At 55.5% G+C, this 15,049-nt stretch carries 23 protein-coding genes; all 23 read left to right on the forward strand.

Annotated features, from left to right (window positions below):
* Window positions 1–2: 2 nt before the first annotated feature.
* Window positions 3–671 (forward strand): HK97 family phage prohead protease, encoded by a 669-nt coding sequence (locus MAF45_RS10640; RefSeq protein WP_237980521.1) that lies wholly within the window; start codon window positions 3–5, stop codon window positions 669–671.
* Window positions 672–689: 18 nt separating this feature from the next.
* The gene (locus MAF45_RS10645) at window positions 690–1,868 is read left to right on the forward strand and encodes a phage major capsid protein (protein ID WP_237980522.1); all 1,179 of its coding nucleotides are present in this window, start codon (window positions 690–692) and stop codon (window positions 1,866–1,868) included.
* A 55-nt stretch (window positions 1,869–1,923) separates the two neighbouring features.
* A complete protein-coding gene (locus MAF45_RS10650; protein ID WP_237980523.1) occupies window positions 1,924–2,109 on the forward strand; it encodes a hypothetical protein in 186 nt (61 codons plus the stop codon).
* On the forward strand, window positions 2,102–2,422 hold the full coding sequence (locus tag MAF45_RS10655) for a head-tail connector protein (protein ID WP_237980524.1): 321 nt from the start codon (window positions 2,102–2,104) through the stop codon (window positions 2,420–2,422). The genes MAF45_RS10650 and MAF45_RS10655 overlap by 8 nt, the downstream gene beginning before the upstream one ends.
* Before the next feature lie 8 nt (window positions 2,423–2,430).
* Complete coding sequence (locus tag MAF45_RS10660; protein ID WP_237980527.1) at window positions 2,431–2,781, forward strand: phage head closure protein; 351 nt, start codon at window positions 2,431–2,433, stop codon at window positions 2,779–2,781.
* The gene (locus MAF45_RS10665) at window positions 2,768–3,256 is read left to right on the forward strand and encodes a hypothetical protein (RefSeq protein ID WP_237980529.1); all 489 of its coding nucleotides are present in this window, start codon (window positions 2,768–2,770) and stop codon (window positions 3,254–3,256) included. Before MAF45_RS10660 ends, MAF45_RS10665 begins: the two co-directional genes overlap by 14 nt.
* Window positions 3,253–3,819 carry a phage tail terminator protein gene (locus tag MAF45_RS10670; RefSeq protein WP_237980531.1) on the forward strand — a complete coding sequence of 189 codons (567 nt, stop codon included), beginning with the start codon at window positions 3,253–3,255 and terminating at the stop codon, window positions 3,817–3,819. Before MAF45_RS10665 ends, MAF45_RS10670 begins: the two co-directional genes overlap by 4 nt.
* Before the next feature lie 9 nt (window positions 3,820–3,828).
* Window positions 3,829–5,304, forward strand: a complete 1,476-nt coding sequence (locus MAF45_RS10675; protein WP_237980532.1) for a phage tail sheath subtilisin-like domain-containing protein — start codon at window positions 3,829–3,831, stop codon at window positions 5,302–5,304.
* A 10-nt stretch (window positions 5,305–5,314) separates the two neighbouring features.
* On the forward strand, window positions 5,315–5,680 hold the full coding sequence (locus tag MAF45_RS10680; protein ID WP_237980535.1) for a phage tail tube protein: 366 nt from the start codon (window positions 5,315–5,317) through the stop codon (window positions 5,678–5,680).
* The gene (locus tag MAF45_RS10685) at window positions 5,677–5,964 is read left to right on the forward strand and encodes a phage tail assembly protein (RefSeq protein WP_237980536.1); all 288 of its coding nucleotides are present in this window, start codon (window positions 5,677–5,679) and stop codon (window positions 5,962–5,964) included. The genes MAF45_RS10680 and MAF45_RS10685 overlap by 4 nt, the downstream gene beginning before the upstream one ends.
* A 219-nt stretch (window positions 5,965–6,183) precedes the next feature.
* Window positions 6,184–7,551 carry a phage tail tape measure protein gene (locus tag MAF45_RS10690; protein WP_237980538.1) on the forward strand — a complete coding sequence of 456 codons (1,368 nt, stop codon included), beginning with the start codon at window positions 6,184–6,186 and terminating at the stop codon, window positions 7,549–7,551.
* Window positions 7,551–8,768, forward strand: coding sequence for a DNA circularization protein (locus MAF45_RS10695; protein WP_237980540.1), 1,218 nt, complete (start codon window positions 7,551–7,553; stop codon window positions 8,766–8,768). The genes MAF45_RS10690 and MAF45_RS10695 overlap by 1 nt, the downstream gene beginning before the upstream one ends.
* 5 nt (window positions 8,769–8,773) lie before the next feature.
* On the forward strand, window positions 8,774–9,142 hold the full coding sequence (locus tag MAF45_RS10700) for a hypothetical protein (RefSeq protein ID WP_237980542.1): 369 nt from the start codon (window positions 8,774–8,776) through the stop codon (window positions 9,140–9,142).
* A 50-nt stretch (window positions 9,143–9,192) separates the two neighbouring features.
* Window positions 9,193–10,314: a phage baseplate assembly protein gene (locus MAF45_RS10705; RefSeq protein ID WP_237980544.1), complete on the forward strand. Its 1,122-nt coding sequence runs from the start codon at window positions 9,193–9,195 to the stop codon at window positions 10,312–10,314.
* A complete protein-coding gene (locus MAF45_RS10710; protein ID WP_237980546.1) occupies window positions 10,311–10,844 on the forward strand; it encodes a phage baseplate assembly protein V in 534 nt (177 codons plus the stop codon). Before MAF45_RS10705 ends, MAF45_RS10710 begins: the two co-directional genes overlap by 4 nt.
* A gap of 7 nt (window positions 10,845–10,851) precedes the next feature.
* Window positions 10,852–11,244 (forward strand): DUF2513 domain-containing protein, encoded by a 393-nt coding sequence (locus MAF45_RS10715; RefSeq protein WP_237980548.1) that lies wholly within the window; start codon window positions 10,852–10,854, stop codon window positions 11,242–11,244.
* 96 nt (window positions 11,245–11,340) lie between these two features.
* Complete coding sequence (locus MAF45_RS11370; protein ID WP_283207074.1) at window positions 11,341–11,466, forward strand: hypothetical protein; 126 nt, start codon at window positions 11,341–11,343, stop codon at window positions 11,464–11,466.
* Window positions 11,463–11,879, forward strand: coding sequence for a phage GP46 family protein (locus tag MAF45_RS10720; RefSeq protein WP_237980550.1), 417 nt, complete (start codon window positions 11,463–11,465; stop codon window positions 11,877–11,879). Before MAF45_RS11370 ends, MAF45_RS10720 begins: the two co-directional genes overlap by 4 nt.
* Window positions 11,876–12,916 (forward strand): baseplate J/gp47 family protein, encoded by a 1,041-nt coding sequence (locus tag MAF45_RS10725; RefSeq protein WP_237980552.1) that lies wholly within the window; start codon window positions 11,876–11,878, stop codon window positions 12,914–12,916. Before MAF45_RS10720 ends, MAF45_RS10725 begins: the two co-directional genes overlap by 4 nt.
* Window positions 12,907–13,530, forward strand: coding sequence for a YmfQ family protein (locus MAF45_RS10730; protein WP_237980554.1), 624 nt, complete (start codon window positions 12,907–12,909; stop codon window positions 13,528–13,530). Before MAF45_RS10725 ends, MAF45_RS10730 begins: the two co-directional genes overlap by 10 nt.
* On the forward strand, window positions 13,530–14,282 hold the full coding sequence (locus MAF45_RS10735; protein ID WP_237980565.1) for a phage tail protein: 753 nt from the start codon (window positions 13,530–13,532) through the stop codon (window positions 14,280–14,282). Before MAF45_RS10730 ends, MAF45_RS10735 begins: the two co-directional genes overlap by 1 nt.
* A 77-nt stretch (window positions 14,283–14,359) precedes the next feature.
* Window positions 14,360–14,533, forward strand: a complete 174-nt coding sequence (locus MAF45_RS10740) for a hypothetical protein (protein ID WP_022443423.1) — start codon at window positions 14,360–14,362, stop codon at window positions 14,531–14,533.
* Between the two features lie 113 nt (window positions 14,534–14,646).
* Window positions 14,647–15,049 (forward strand): hypothetical protein (locus MAF45_RS10745; RefSeq protein ID WP_237980566.1); only part of this gene is annotated, 403 nt, incomplete at its 3' end.

Genomic DNA, 15,049 nt, shown 5'->3' on the forward strand with positions numbered 1-15,049 from the left:
ATATGACTCAGATTATTGAAAAGACGCTCTCGCTCAATGAAGTGGAGCTTAAAACTGAAGGCGAGGCCGGGCTTTTCCGCGGCTACGCCTCGAAGTTCAACGGCATCGACAGCTACGGGGACACAATTCTCCCGGGGGCGTATCAGAAAGTGCTGGGCCGGATGCCTCCCATCTTTCTGAACCACAACACGATGGACCTGCCCATTGGCCGCTATACGGCGATGAAAGAGAACGCCCAGGGGCTGTATGTCGAAGGTCAGCTGACGCTTTCGATCCAGAAGGCCCGGGACGTCTATGAAGCGATGAAGGCGGGGACGATCGACGGCCTGTCGGTCGGAATTCTGCTTTCAAAGCAGGATTACGAATGGAATGAGGCCGGCGGAAGGAACATTAAGTCAGTTTCCGGCCTCCGCGAAATATCGGTCTGCACTTTCCCGGCCGATGACCGGGCGCGGATCGGGCTGGTGAAGTCGGAAGACATTCAGAAAGCTATATCAATTCGAGAGCTGGAAGAGAGCCTGCGGGATGCCGGCCTGTCGAAAGCTCAGGCTCAGGCCTTTATTGCCAAGGCCAAGGAGCTGATTGCCAGCGAAAAGGCTCAGAGGGATTCTGAGTCTGAGGCTGAAAAACAGGTGTTGGCAAGAATTAAGGCCATCGCCGAAAGGTTTTAACCACTAAAGGAAATACAAATGGCAGAAGATATCAAAATCGCTCTCGAGGCTCTGAACAAGATTGACGCCTCCATCGCGACCATGCAGGAATCCGTCAAGAAGGGCGAAGCCGCCCAGGCGGACGTTCAGAAGAAAATTGACGAACTGGGTGAAAAGCAGGTGCTCTTTTCCCGCCAGCTGCTCGACATTCAGCAGAAGGCTCAGAAGGCCGATGGCTCTGAAGTCGCCGACAAGTCTATCGGTGCGCAGTTTGTGAACTCCGAGTCCTACAAGCGCTTCAAGGGCGTGACCGGCGTTCGCTCTGCGTCCGCTATTGTCGCGAACAAGGCGGCAGAAAACCCCGTCACATCCGCGCAGGCTCACCTGACGCCGTACCGCGTCCCGGGCATCGTTCCGCTCGAAACCCGCGAGCTTTCGATTGAAGCCCTCTTCCCGAAGCTTCCGACCTCTGCTCAGTCGATCGAGTACCTCCGTGAAAAGACCTTCACGAACGGCGCCGCGACCGTTGCTGAAGCCGCAAAGAAGCCCTCGTCCGCGTTCGAGTTCGAACTCATGCAGACTCCGGTGCAGGTTATCGCCCACTGGACGAAGATCACCCGCCAGCTCGCTGACGACGCCCCGGCTCTTCAGGCTTTTATTAACGCCCGCATGATCTACGGCGTGAATCTCGCGGCCGAGGATCAGCTGCTTTCAGGCAATGGAACTTCTCCCAATCTGTCCGGCATTATGGCGACCGGAAACTACACCGCCCAGGCGTTCAAACTCGCTCAGCTGGGCGGCTCCGGAGCGACGATGCTTGATCTGCTGCGCATCTCCTTCGCGACCGTCAACGCCGCTGGTTACCGCACCAGCGCCGTTGTGCTTAACCCGATGGACTGGGCTGTACTGCAGGGCCTAAAGTCCTCTGACGGTTCTTATCTGCTCGGATCTCCGGCCAACAGCTTCTCCGCCTCCACGATCTGGGGCGTGCGCGTTGTTGAGTCCGCCGCGATGGCTCAGGGTAAGTTCCTCGCCGGCGATTTCGCCCGCGCCGCTACGGTGTACGACCGCATGCAGACCGTGGTTGATATTGCCGCGCAGAACGAAGACGACTTCATCAAGAACCTCTACACGATCCGTGCGGAGCGTCGTCTTGCGCTGGCTGTTGAGCACTCCACCGCCGTTATCGGCGGCGCGCTCAGCGTTCCCACGGCCTGATGAGCCTGTAAACGCTTGACCGAGGCGGGAGGGGAAACTCTCCCGCTTTTCTTTTATGCGAATTGAATTTCTCAAGGACTGTCTCTCGATGGTCGGAACGCGGAAAGCGGGCGATGTCGAAGAGGTTTACGACCCATACGCCGTTGTCCTGATTGAGCAGGGGCTGGCTCAGGCCGCGAAGGTTGTTTCGCCGTCAAAGGCTCGATCGAGAAAAGCGGCGAAGGAAGACAAAAATGAGTGACTATTTCGGCGCCGTGACGCTTGATGCCGCAAAGAAGCAGCTTCGCGTTGATTACGCCGATGAGGATGAGCTCATAGTCACCTACATCATGGCAGCGACCGCCCAGTGCGAGCAGATCTGCGGTCGTGAAATTGTGAAGCGCTCCGATGAGAACGCGCTCTGTGACTCTGTTGACGATGTTCCGGAGGCTGTCAGGACATGGGTGCTTTTAACCGTGACAGATCTTTACGAGCACCGCGGGGCATCAGAGAGCTCCATTGCGACTGGCAGGCGGTTCTATGACCATCTGCTCGACGGCTATCGGATCTTTTAGGGGGCCTTATGCAGCTTCCAAAAGTTGGCGAACTGAAGCGCCCCATCGACATTTACAGCCTTGAAACGAACCCGAAGGACGCATCCGACAGCGCGAACGACTTGACGCTGAAGCTCCATGTCTGGGCGAAGGTCGAAGTGATCGGGGGCGTGAACTACTGGGGGTCCGTGCAGGCGGGCTTTGACGTGACGCATCGCTTCATCGTCCGTTACACGACTGGAACGCGCCCTCAGGACCTGACCCATGCAACCAAGGTCTTTTACGAAGGGTCCTGGTATCTGGTGAAGCGCTTGACGGACATGAATGACGCCCACCGCTTTACCGCTTTGGAATGCGAGGCCCAGTATGGCGCTTCTTAATGTCGAGGTTCGCTTTCCGAAGGGCTTCAAGTATGCCGACTTTGACGTGAAGACGCTCAAAAGCGGGCTGCGCAAAGAAGGTCGCGAGATCGCCCGGGTCGCAAAGAACCTTGTTCGGAAAAAAGGCGTTTCAAAGCCGGACGAATATCCGGGAAGGGACACCGGCGTGCTGCAGAAAGCCATTAAGCCCAAGCCCTCGAGGTCCGGGTTTTCCGTGGTGATCAAGCCCTGGAAGACGGATCAGATGGGAAAAGATTTCTACCCGGCCTACGTCTATTACGGTCACAGAGGACCCAGAACGCGGACCGCAGCCGACAACCGGCGCAGAAAGAAGACCGCCGGGAAGAAAGTGGCCCAGCCCCGCAAAAATTTCATGGTTGATGCGACAAAGCAGGTTGGAGAAGAAAAGATTGAGGGGAACCTCGCCCAGCTGATGGACAAAGCGCTTGTCGCGAAGGAGATCTCGTTTAAATGAAGCTCGCACCAATCATCGAATGCCTGCGAGAAAACTGCCCGTCATTTGAGCGCCGGGTGTTCGGGGCCTATGCGTGGTTCAACATCGACGACAGCGTCAATCCGTCGATGCCCTGTGCCTTTGTTCTTCCAGCCGGAGTTACGGCTGAGACTGCGACGACATCGACCAAGTACCGCCAGCCGATCGACAACCATTTTTCAATCAACATCTGCGTCTCTCTTACAAGTGATGACGCTCTGGGGAAAACCGGGCACGACTACTTGGAGGACCTGAAGGAAGAAGTTTTTAAGGCTGTGCTGGGGCTTCCGCTTGGCTATCCGGAGCAGACAAACCGGATCGTTTATTTCGAGAGCCAGAGCGTGAATACGTCGGCTTGCAACCGAGCGAGGCTCGTTGAGACGCTCGACTTTGCCTACGGCGAGCTCTTGATGGGAAGCGTTACGGCGCAGCAGCGAATCATTGACGCCCTGCCGGTTCTGCAGTCTGTAAGGCTCAAAGCTAAAGATTTTTCTACTGCGGACGAGGATGACAAACTCGTCACCGCTGAACTTTTAACTAAATAAGAGGCAACTATGGCAGTTTCCTTCTCCAACATCCCGTCCGGGATTCGCGTTCCGCTCTTTTATGCGGAGCTCGACAATTCTCAGGCTAATACGGCGACGAGCATTCTGAAAACGCTGCTGATCGGCCAGATGACAAAAGGCAAGGCCACGGCCCTTAAGCCGCAGCTTGTGTCTTCCTCAGCCCAGGGCGAAGAACTTTTCGGCCACGGCTCCCAGCTCGCGCTGATGAATACGATGTATCGCAAGAACGATACTTTCGGCGAGGTCTGGTGCATTCCTGTGGCGGATCCGACCGGGACCAAGGCTTCCGCTACGGCAACCATCTCCGGTACCCCGACTGAGGCGGGCACGATCAATCTTTACATTGGGTCGGTGCGGGTAGCTGTCGCTGTTGCGGCTGATGATACGGCGACTGCCATTGCTTCGGCGATCGCTTCTGCTGTGACCGCCAATGTCGACCTTCCGGTGACTGCCGCTGCGGCCGCAGGGGTTGTGACCTTCAACGCGAAGAACGCGGGCCTTGTCGGAAACGACATCCAGCTTGCCGTGAACCTGCAGGGCTATTCTGCCGGCGAGGAGCTTCCCGAGGGCGTGAGTGTTGTGCTGACTGCGTTCTCGGGCGGGACTGGAACGCCTGATCTGGCCGGAGTGGTGGCTGCGATGGGCGAAGAGCAGTATGACGTGATTGCCTGTCCTTTTGCGGACGCTGCAAGCCTGACTACTTTGGCCGCAGAATTGAACGACGCGTCCGGTCGCTGGTCTCCGATGCGCCAGCTCTACGGCCACGTTTTCACGGTCAAGCGCGGTCCTGTTTCTGATCTGGTTTCCTTCGGAAAGAGCCGAAACAATCAGCATGAAACGGTGCTTGGCATCGAATCCGCCGTAGCTTCTTCCTGCTCGGAGGTCCTTGGTGCTTACGCCGCCCGGGCCGCGAGCGCTCTCAACAACGATCCCGCCCGTCCGCTTCAGACTCTGGAGCTGATTGGCGTGGCGGCGGCGCAGGCCGGCTCGAGGTTCAACCTCTCGGAGCGCCAGAGCCTCCTCACCTCGGGCATTGCGACCGAGTACACCCAGGGCGGCTACATGAGGATTGAGAGGGCGATCACGACCTATCAGACGAACGCCTTCGGGTCGGCCGACAACTCGTACCTGGATGACTGCACGCTCTTTACCCTCGCGTACATTCTGAGGGATCTGAAGACCGTCATCACGAGCAAATACCCGAGGCACAAGCTTGCCTCCGATGGCACGCACTTTGGCTCCGGACAGGCTGTCGTTACGCCCTCGATCATCCGCGCCGAGCTCATCGCCGAGTATCAGAAGCTCGAGGAGAAGGCTCTTGTCGAGAACCTGGACGCCTTCAAGGAGAACCTCATCGTGGAGAGGAACGCGGATGATCCGAACCGGGTCGATGTGCTTCTGCCGCCTGACCTTGTGAACCAGCTGAGGATCTTCGCGGTTCTCGCCCAGTTCCGTCTGAATTAAGGAGTGTTAAATGGCAAACCAGAGAATTTCAGGAACCTGCTACATCACGGTGGACGGCGAGGAGCTCAACCTGAGCGGATCCCTCCAGATCCCGGTCAACAAGTACACGCGTCAGGCCGTGACGGCCTCGGGCCGGGTGATCGGATATTCCGAAACGCCGGTCGTGCCGTTCATTTCAGGCAACTTCTACGTTGATTCGGATTTCCCGCTTGAGAAGCTGAGAACCGCGACTGACATGACGATCGTGGCGGAGCTTGCGAACGGCATGCGCTACACGCTCTCTGACGCTTTCCTCGCGGGCGACAATGCGAATTTCGCCCCGGAGGACGGAACGGTTCAGCTTGTTTTCAACGGCGTAAGAGGTGACTGGTCATGAGTCCGGTTGAGGTAAGTCTGAAGACACCGGTTAACTACCAGGGCACGACATACGAAAAGCTCTCTTTTCGCGTGCCGATCCTTGCGGACGTCCGGGCGCTCAAGATGATGGGCGATGAGAAGACCAACGCTGAGGCCTTTGATCATGTCATGCAATACGCGCAGCGTCTTTGCACAACCATAGATTCGAAGTCTTTCGGGCAGGTGACGGTTGAAGACAGCATGGCCATCGCGAAGGCGATAGCTCCTCTTTTTGGAGTGCCGCCGGTGGCTGAAAGCGATTGACGGCGTCGAGGAATCGATCTTTCGAATGGCGAGGTTCTGGGGCATGTCGCCGGAGGAATTCGGCGGCATGACTCTTGAGCGCATCTGCCAGTACGCGGAAATGACGAATAAGGTTCATGCCGAGGAGTGTGAGTGATGGCAGGGCAGGAATATTTACTGCAGACCGTTCTTCAGCTGAGGGACAATTTGTCAGCTCCGCTGAAGGATGTCCGCAGACGCATGAACGCGTTTGGAAGGTCGATTCGCGAGCTCAATCAGGCTTCGATGGATCTGGCCGGGGTGATCGCCAAGCCCTTCGCCATCCTTGCCGGCGCCGGCGGTTTTTCCATTAAAGGCGCGGTTTCTTCGTACCTCGAGCTGGCCGATGCGATTGACAAGGCTTCGATCCGGGCTGGAGTATCGGTTGAGGCTCTGCAGAAGCTTCGCTACGGGGCTCAGCTCTCTGGCATGACAGCCGATGAGCTCGACGGAGCGCTCACCAAGCTCACGTCCAACATGAGCAAGGCGGCCGCGGGTCAGAACGCCGACCTTGTGGCCATGTTTAAGCACCTTGGCATTGCGCTTAAGGACAGCAACGGGCATATCCGCAGCGCGGCCGATGTGATGAATAACCTCGCCCAGGCGGTGAAGAACAACGAATCGACTGCGGCGCGGATGCAGATTCTGACAGCGGCCTTTGGCGACAAGGTGGCAGCGAGGCTGATCCCGCTTCTCAAGGATGGGGCCGAGGGGCTCCAGGCTTTCGGAAAGCGAGCCGAAGAGCTGGGCCTTGTCATGTCGGCCGCGGACGTCAAGGCGGCCAACGAGTTCGGCGATCAGCTCTCCGAGCTCCAGTCGGTCACAAAAACGCTCTCTACCGCGATCGGATCCAGGCTCCAGCCGGTTCTTCAGGGCCTGATCGAGCCTATGGAGCAGACGATCGTCAAGTGCCGGGACCTGATTGCGACCAATGTCCAGTATTTTGTGGAAGAGCTGACAAAAGAGCTGAAAGACGTCAACTGGCAGTCAATGATCCAGGGCGCGTTTGATTCGATCCGCGCTTTCACGGACTTCATTCGATCCGTTGGCGGCGTATCGACGATTCTGAAGGCTTTTGGCGTGCTGATCGGCATGGACCTTGTGATCAAGGTCGGGGCGTTTGTGAAATCGATCGCCACAGTGATCGGTGCGCTGAGGCTCCTTGGAGTCGCGGCCATGACGAATCCTGTGGGACTTGTCCTTACGGCGCTGGCCGCCGGCATTGCGCTGGCCATCAAGTTCAAAGACACCTGGATGCCGGTGCTGGACAGCTTCCTCGACAAACTGTCCGCTGTCGGCGGTTTCCTGAAGAAGCTTTTTGGTGAAACTGAAGAGTTGTCGAGCCGTGGGAACAGGCTCTCCGACAGCTACGGCAGGCTTCCTGCGGGTTTCAGGGGCGTGGACGAAGGCGTGGTGGCAGGCAACGGCAGAGTGACCGCCCAAAGTGAAGTGCGCCTTCGCATCCAGACGGATAAGGGAACAACGGTTAGGACAGAGGGCGTTGCGTCGCGCGGTCCGATGTCGCTTACGACCGATTACAGCTATGACGCGATTCCGGGGACTGATTGATGGCTACTTTTGAAGAAAAGCTGTGGCCGGCGTCTTTCCGGGGCGTGCCGTTCAACGCAACGGCGAGCACGCTCACGATTGGCCGCCGGACGCATGTGTTTGAATACCCGCAGCGCGACAAGCCCTTTGTCGAAGACTTGGGCAAAAGCGCGCGCGAAATCACTCTGACAGCGGTTTTCGCGGGCCCCGAGTACATCACTGGCATGAACCGCCTGCTTGAGGCGATGGAGCAGGAGGGCTCCGGCGTCCTCGTCCACCCAATGCTTGGCAGCATGACGGTGACGCCCAAAGCAACGACCAAGGTCACTTATTCGACGACCAAGCTCGGGTTTTCGTCCGCCGATCTCGTTTTCGTCGAATCCGGGGACTATGTTTTCCCGACTTCCTCGAATGATACGGCGGCGGTAAGCGCCTCGGCCTCTGAAACCCTGAAGCAGAGCGCACTGGACGCATTTCTCGACAAGTTTGATCTTTCCGGCGCCCAGGACTTCGTGAAGGCGGCGGTTACGGGAAATCTTTCGAAGTTCTTCGAGCTCAGCGACTACAAGGAGCTCTGCCGGCTGTTTTCCGTGTCCGACGAGATGTCTGAGCTGTCGGCCAAGGCAATTTCCCTTGTGAGCAGCGATGTCGAGGTGTTTGCGAAGACCGTCGCCGACTCCTTCGGGTATTCGAGGCTGGCTTACAGCGTCAACAACTGGAGGCGTGTGACGAGGCTTTTGAGCCGCCTGGTGAGATCGGACGGCATGAACAACGATTACCAGACGGGGCAGGTTTCCGATGAAGAAGCGAGAACGACGGCTCAGTCTTCAACCCTCCAGTCTCTTGCTCGTCAGACGCTGCTTGCTGAGGCCGTTTCGGCGTCGGCTAAGGTTGGCGGTGATGAAGATACGGCAGAAGGCGGCATAGCCTACGAGGACATGATCGCGGTGCGCGACCAGGTTCTTGCGGCGCTCGACGCTGAGATGCTGGAGACCGAGAGCGACGATGTTTATCTGGCGCTGGAAGACGCCCGATCGGCGGTGTCTGATGACATGACGACTCGGGCTCAGGACTCGGCTCGTTTAATATCTGTTACACCTCCGGACGTACAGCCGGCCCTGGTGGTTGCCTATAATTTTTATGAGGATGCCGATCGGGAGAAAGAGATCATCGACCGCAACGGCATTCGGCACGGCGGGTTCGTCCCCGCCAGGGAGTTGAAGCTTCTGAGCCGGTGACCGCCATGAAAAAGATCCTTGCTGTTGTTGCTGCTGTGCTTGGGGTTTGCTTAAGCGTCAACGCATTTGCGTATCATCGTGTTGCAAAAGAATGGGTTGATGCAGAAGGAGTAAAGCATCAGGAACTTATCTTGGTTCCAGATCCTCCAGGAACAAAGTATGCCCCTTATAAATTGACGCGCGAGCAGGAGCTTAAAGCGGATTATGAGCGGAAATTAAAAGAAATACAGGAAGAGCAACGCTGGCGCGATGAACACAATAAGTTCGTAAAAAACGGAACAATAGGAAAATACACCAATTACTATAACCCTGTAACGAAGCAGAGTATTTTGGTAGATCCCAAAACCGGTATTATCAAAATAGATAAGCCTTAATGGGATTGGTTTAAATAGGAGCACCTCAAGAAATTGGGGTGCTTTTTTTTATGGCACCAGAAAACGAAGTCACACTATATATAAACGGTCGTAAATATATTGGCTGGCGGTCTGTTCAAATTGATGTCAGTGTGAATTCTTTAGTTCGCGTATGCGAACTTGGTGCGGCACGAACTTCCAATAGAACGAGTCTTTGCGATGGCATAGAAGAAGGCGCTGATGCTGTTGTTAAAATAGGTTCTGATACTGTTTTGACAGGATATGTCGTTAGCAAAAAAGTTAGCTATTCTGAAAACAGCACACAGATCCAAATAACGATTAAAAGTAAAACCGTTGATTTGGAAGAATGCATGATTCCGCCAAAAAAACCAAATCAATGGAAAAATGCGCGGATTTCTTCAGTAATAAAAACGGTGGCTGGGTATTACGGAATAGAAACAATTGATAATGGCTTAGCTAAAAACGCTCGGAATATTGATTTTTCTACCCACGAAACTATAGGCAAGGGGATCGTAAACCTGCTTAAAGCTGACAGCCTTCTTATAAATGATGATGAATTTGGTGATTTAGTTATATGCGATATTGGTCAAAATGGTGACGCTCATGACCAACTTATATATGGTAAAAATATTTTGAGTGGGTCAAGGGACCACGATATATCAAAGGTTTTCAAAACATATGTTGTTATTGGGCAAGGCACAGATCCGGAAAGTAAAAGCAAAAATCCGGCAAATTCTTTGTCTGAGCCTTCGGAAAATGCAGAGTTTCCTAGAAATAGGGTCTTGGTTACTGAACAATCAGGAAATAGAACAAGAAAAGAGCTTAAAACTAGAGCAGATAATTTAAAGTTCAATTCTGTAGGAAATGCGGATGTTTTAACCTATCAAGTGCAGGGTTGGCGGCAAAGCAACGGGGATTTGTGGAAACAAAACATGAATGTCGTAGTAAAAGACCCAATGCTTGACATTAGCCAAACGCTCTTGGTTTCAAAAATTAGCTATAAGCTTGATCAAGACGGATCTACGACAACGATGGTGCTGAAATCCCATTGGGCGTTTGCGGTGACGGATCTACCAGATGCCGAAAAAGGCAAAACGACCAAAAAAACTAAAACGAAGCAGGCCAAGAAAGGAACGACATTCCTTGCCAAAGCGGGGTCCGGCAAACTATGAGCAACGGTCTGATTGATCTGGTCACGAGAGGAGTGCTGCTGGCCAAGAACGCCGCCCGGAAGATGCGGACGGTGCAGGTGCAGCTCTTTGCCGATGACCTGCGGGACGATGTCGAGCATTTCGAACCGTACGGCTTCACATCCGAGGCTAAAACGGGGGCTGAAGTGCTTGCGGCCTCCCTGGCAGGCGACAGAGAGCACACGATCGCTTTCTGCATCACCGACCGGCGCTACCGCCCAACGGGACTCAAGGATGGCGAGGTCTGCGTTTTTGACGATCTGGGGCGAAAGGTCTACTTCTCTCGATCCGGGATCGTGGTCGAAGGCAAGGATTCGCCAGTGACAGTAAAGAGTTCTAGTTCTGTGACGATTGATGCGCCCGAAACCACCATTACGGGCAAGCTGATCGTAACCGGGGACATTCAGGGCAAGGCTCAGGTCTACGACAGCAATGGCCGCCTGCAGGCCATCCGCGACACATACAACAGCCACACCCACAACGGCGGCTCGGCTCCCGATCAGAAGATGTGAGGCGAATATGAAGCGTAGCTGGAAGACGATGAAGCTTCTGATGGAGAGGTTCGAAGATGAATCGCTCCCGGAATATTTGAACGAGGTGAACGACGCTCCGGAATATGAAATTGACCCTCAGGATCGGGAAGAGGCGATCCGCAGGCGCGATCTGGTCTTCGGACATCTGCTGCTTCTGCAAGATTCGAACCTTGTGGCGGGGGTGGTGACGGTCAAAAGACTGCATGGAGGCAAGTGGGGGTTCAATCTAAACGCTCCCCGCCTGACGATGTCCGGGCATGACGCGCTGGGAGCCTTAAGAAGCGATCCCGTTTGGCGGCTGGTATCGAAAAAAGCGGCGGAGGCCTCGGTGCCGATCACACTGGAGCTGATCAAAGCGGGGCTGAAGGCGCTGATCTGAAAACCCGCAGCGCACAAAACTAAACCCAGTCAGACGGGCATCTGGCTGGGCTTTTTTATGACCTCAATCGTACTGAGGACACTGGAAATTATAGCAATGGTGATCATGAAACTTCTCGCCCCGGACCAAAAGCTTCGGCTGTGGGGAAGGGTTCTTCCGTGGGCCGTTATCGCCTGCCTGGTGATGGTCGCCGCGTCCTTTTCGTGGAGCTTGGTCAAATGATTCTGATGCTCAACGGCGTTGAGTCGACTTTGTCCGATTTTTGTGACGATGAGTTAAGACGGGCTGTGTACAACAGCCTTTTTTCATGGGCGCGGGCTTCGGATTCAGACGAGCTCCCAGGGGATTCGAAGCAGGGCTGGTGGGGTGACACCTATGCGGATGACACGGGCGACCATTTCGGATCGAAGCTTTGGCTGCTGTCTCGAGCGAAGGTGACACAGGAGACGCTGCTTAAAGCGCAGGAATACGCCGCGGCGGCGCTGCAGTGGATGATCGAAGACGGCATTGCCAAAAGCGTGGCCGTTTCCGCAGACCGGGGAGGCGCCGACCAGCTTAATCTAACGGTCACGATTCAGAAACCGAGCGACGCAGACCTGATCGGTATGAGGTTTCAAGACATTTGGAGCGAATGATGGCATTTGTTAGACCAACACTGCGGGAGCTGATTTCCCGCATAAGTTCGGGAATCCAATCGCGCCTGAGCGTTCCGCAGGTGCGCAGAAGCAACGCGAACGTCTACAGCCGGGTGCTGGCAGGGGCGAGCCATGAACTGCACGGCTTCATTGAGTACGTCTCCAAACAGATTTTCGTCGACACGGCAGACTCCGAGCATCTCGACCGCCATGCTTCAATCTTCGGGATCACAAGGAAGGCTGCTTCGAAAGCCTCCGGAACGGTGAAATTTAGCTTTCAGGACGGCGTTGTGAACGTACCCGTAGGGACAATTCTGCAGGGCGGAGACGAGCAGCAGTTCCAGGTGACCGTCGCTCCGGATGCGGAGGGGGTTTCCTCTGTTGAGGCCCTGGTAGCGGGAGAAGCGGGCAACATCGACTCCGGCGATACGCTCACGCTGATCTCGCCAATCGAAGGTGTGATTTCCGAGGTTAAGTCCCAAGGTATTGCGGGGGGAGCTGATGCGGAGGACGACGAAAGCCTGCGGGCCCGTGTTCTTGCACGGCAGCGGGAAACGCCGCATGGAGGTACTTCGTCTGACTATGTCCAGTGGGCCCTGGCTGTACCGGGTGTGACAAGAGCCTGGTGCTATCCGCTTGAAAATGGAGACGGAACGGTTGTTGTGAGGTTTGTCTGCGACGATCTGGCAGACATTTCCCCGACGTTAGAAATGGTGAAGCAGGTTCAGTCCTATATAGATTCAAAGCGCCCGGTGACGGCTGACGTAACCGTCATGGGTCCGACGCTCAAGGCGGTCAATATCGAAATCAGTACGCTCACCCCGGACACGTCTGACGTCAGGGCGGCGGTTGAAGCCGAGCTTAAGGACCTGTTCATGAAGGAGAGCGAACCCTCGAGGAGCATCTATCTTTCGCACATAAGAGCGGCCATTTCGGCCGCGGCGGGTGAGGTTGACCATGTCCTCGTGTCTCCGACTTCCAACCCGACAGCGGGAACAAATGAGCTTCTCACGCTGGGGACAATCACATGGAACTGACGACACAGGAAGAGTACTCCCGGATGCTGAAGCAGCTGCTTCCGCCGGGTCCGGCGTGGCCGAGGGGTGATGCCGCATCCCTCATGGGGATGATGATCGAAGTTTGGGCGGAGGAATTCAGTCGCATCGATTCAAGAGTACGGGCGCTGATGCGGGAGGCCGACCCTCGCTTTGCTGTGGAAACTTTCGAAGACTGGCTGAATGACTGGGGCCTTCCGGATGACTGCATCAGAGCTTGGTCAAGCGCAAATCAGACGACGCTGCGCACGCTGCTCATGTACAAGATTAAGAACATCGGCAGGCAGGACCGGTCCTACTTCTTTGAGCTGGCCGAAATGTTTGGGTATCGAATCGTCATTGATGAGTTCCGCCAGCACTCCGTTCAGTCCACCTCAATGGATGCGGTCTGCGGCGAGAACTGGAGGCACGTCTGGCGAGTTGACGTGATGACCGGAGCCGGGTCTGTCATGGGGTATCACAACACGCTGGGACCGGTAAACGAGGCGCTTGCGTGGTGGGGAGACAGGCTTATTGAATGCCTGATTCAGCGCTACAAGCCGGCCCACACTGAGCTGTACTTTGGATACTACAGTTTTGAAGGAGACAATGCGTAATGGACAGGATCTTTCTTTCCGGAGCCGTGCAGAACGAGCCCAACATTCCCGATGACGTCGACCCGGGGTATCCGACAGACGGATCGTCCGGTGGCGGTATAGCATCGACCATCCCAGGTGCGATCTGGTACAACGCGGTCATGATGGAGCTGATCAATGCGATCAAGGGCGGCGGCATCACGCCGGACCGGCACGACAATGCTCAGCTTGACGCAGCTATCAAAGCCCAAATCAAGACTGTGAATCAGGCTCTGACAGACGCTGTTGCCCAGATCCAGGCAAAAGTTGCTCAAGTTGAAGTGGTTCCCTCCGGCGCCATCATGTTCTTTCCTACTTCTTCTTCTCCGAACGCAAACTGGCTTGTATGCAACGGCCAGGCGGTGAGCCGTTCGGCCTACGCGAACCTGTTCTCTGTGATCGGGACCAAATATGGCTCGGGTAACGGGAGCACGACATTCAATCTGCCATATCTGATCGACAAGACGGTGTGGGGCGGGCAGAGCAACGTTGGCGAGCAGAGAAGCGCCGGCCTTCCGAACATTACCGGCACCTTCCTGAACTGGACTCGTGGGAACGCCTCGGCAGACGGTTCTTTCTACGTGTCAGATGTCACAAGCCGTGGTCTGAAGGGCGGATCCGGCGGTGATGAGGGGCGGTATCACTTCGACGCCTCTCTCTCCAACGTGATTTATGGACGGTCAGGCACAGTGCAGCCTCCGGCTCTTGTTTTGCTCCCGTGCATTCATATTTAAGCTTTTAGTAGAAAGACAAGCCCCGCCCAGACGGCCATCTGAGCGGGGTTTTTGTTATCGAGAAGAAACGGTTCCCGATGAATGAAATTATACCCGTGCTGGCGGCACTTCTGCCGCTGAGAGAGGCCATGATGAAGCCAGACAAGGAACTTCCTGCTTATCTGCGAGTGTTGCGGTGGGGAGTGACGATATTTGTTCTCGCTTACGGGATCCTGCTTATTGCCGAGAAGATGAAAAGCATTTTCTTTTAGAGGTAAAGATGAAGAGACTTTATTACTCAGACGCGTCTGACACGCCGCCTTCTCCGCCTAAGAATCCGATCACAAATCAGTATCCGCAGGATGGAAACAGAGCGAAAAAGCAGATGCCGACAGTGATCGGGGCCTACTGGTACCACATGATCACCGAGGAGTTCATGGCGGTGATCGAACAGGCCGGGCTGGAGCCGTCGCTTACAAATCTGCATCAGCTGGCCGATGTCTTTGCCGACTTCAAAACGCGGGCCGCAGGGGCCGAGGCTTACAAAACAGCGGCTGAAGCGGCCGCGACCCGGGCTGAAACGGCTGCCAACGGCGTTGTCACTGAAACAGCATCAAAGATTCAAGAAATCGATGCTGAAGGCGATAAGCAGGTCAAAGCCGTTCAGGACGCCGGGTCGACTGTTTCGTCTGACATCGAAGCGGGGAAAACCGCCCTGCAGAGCAAGCTCACGGAGCTTATTGCACAGCTGGATGCAGAGGGAGGAACCGAGGCCGCGTACGTGAAGC

Origin of the sequence: Mesosutterella porci, assembly GCF_022134585.1 — a bacterium.
Lineage (GTDB): Bacteria > Pseudomonadota > Gammaproteobacteria > Burkholderiales > Burkholderiaceae_F > Mesosutterella > Mesosutterella porci.

Coding starts and splice junctions, on each gene's coding strand:
- MAF45_RS10715 (WP_237980548.1), top strand. CDS start 10,852: ATGAAGCGTAGCTGGAAGACGATGAAGCTTCTGATGGAGAGGTTCGAA.
- MAF45_RS10640 (WP_237980521.1), top strand. CDS start 3: ATGACTCAGATTATTGAAAAGACGCTCTCGCTCAATGAAGTGGAGCTT.
- MAF45_RS10680 (WP_237980535.1), top strand. CDS start 5,315: ATGGCAAACCAGAGAATTTCAGGAACCTGCTACATCACGGTGGACGGC.
- MAF45_RS10690 (WP_237980538.1), top strand. CDS start 6,184: ATGAACGCGTTTGGAAGGTCGATTCGCGAGCTCAATCAGGCTTCGATG.
- MAF45_RS10660 (WP_237980527.1), top strand. CDS start 2,431: ATGCAGCTTCCAAAAGTTGGCGAACTGAAGCGCCCCATCGACATTTAC.
- MAF45_RS10710 (WP_237980546.1), top strand. CDS start 10,311: ATGAGCAACGGTCTGATTGATCTGGTCACGAGAGGAGTGCTGCTGGCC.
- MAF45_RS10655 (WP_237980524.1), top strand. CDS start 2,102: ATGAGTGACTATTTCGGCGCCGTGACGCTTGATGCCGCAAAGAAGCAG.
- MAF45_RS10730 (WP_237980554.1), top strand. CDS start 12,907: ATGGAACTGACGACACAGGAAGAGTACTCCCGGATGCTGAAGCAGCTG.
- MAF45_RS10705 (WP_237980544.1), top strand. CDS start 9,193: ATGGCACCAGAAAACGAAGTCACACTATATATAAACGGTCGTAAATAT.
- MAF45_RS10700 (WP_237980542.1), top strand. CDS start 8,774: ATGAAAAAGATCCTTGCTGTTGTTGCTGCTGTGCTTGGGGTTTGCTTA.
- MAF45_RS10740 (WP_022443423.1), top strand. CDS start 14,360: ATGAATGAAATTATACCCGTGCTGGCGGCACTTCTGCCGCTGAGAGAG.
- MAF45_RS10675 (WP_237980532.1), top strand. CDS start 3,829: ATGGCAGTTTCCTTCTCCAACATCCCGTCCGGGATTCGCGTTCCGCTC.
- MAF45_RS10645 (WP_237980522.1), top strand. CDS start 690: ATGGCAGAAGATATCAAAATCGCTCTCGAGGCTCTGAACAAGATTGAC.
- MAF45_RS10725 (WP_237980552.1), top strand. CDS start 11,876: ATGATGGCATTTGTTAGACCAACACTGCGGGAGCTGATTTCCCGCATA.
- MAF45_RS10695 (WP_237980540.1), top strand. CDS start 7,551: ATGGCTACTTTTGAAGAAAAGCTGTGGCCGGCGTCTTTCCGGGGCGTG.
- MAF45_RS10665 (WP_237980529.1), top strand. CDS start 2,768: ATGGCGCTTCTTAATGTCGAGGTTCGCTTTCCGAAGGGCTTCAAGTAT.
- MAF45_RS10685 (WP_237980536.1), top strand. CDS start 5,677: ATGAGTCCGGTTGAGGTAAGTCTGAAGACACCGGTTAACTACCAGGGC.
- MAF45_RS11370 (WP_283207074.1), top strand. CDS start 11,341: ATGGTGATCATGAAACTTCTCGCCCCGGACCAAAAGCTTCGGCTGTGG.
- MAF45_RS10720 (WP_237980550.1), top strand. CDS start 11,463: ATGATTCTGATGCTCAACGGCGTTGAGTCGACTTTGTCCGATTTTTGT.
- MAF45_RS10670 (WP_237980531.1), top strand. CDS start 3,253: ATGAAGCTCGCACCAATCATCGAATGCCTGCGAGAAAACTGCCCGTCA.
- MAF45_RS10650 (WP_237980523.1), top strand. CDS start 1,924: ATGCGAATTGAATTTCTCAAGGACTGTCTCTCGATGGTCGGAACGCGG.
- MAF45_RS10735 (WP_237980565.1), top strand. CDS start 13,530: ATGGACAGGATCTTTCTTTCCGGAGCCGTGCAGAACGAGCCCAACATT.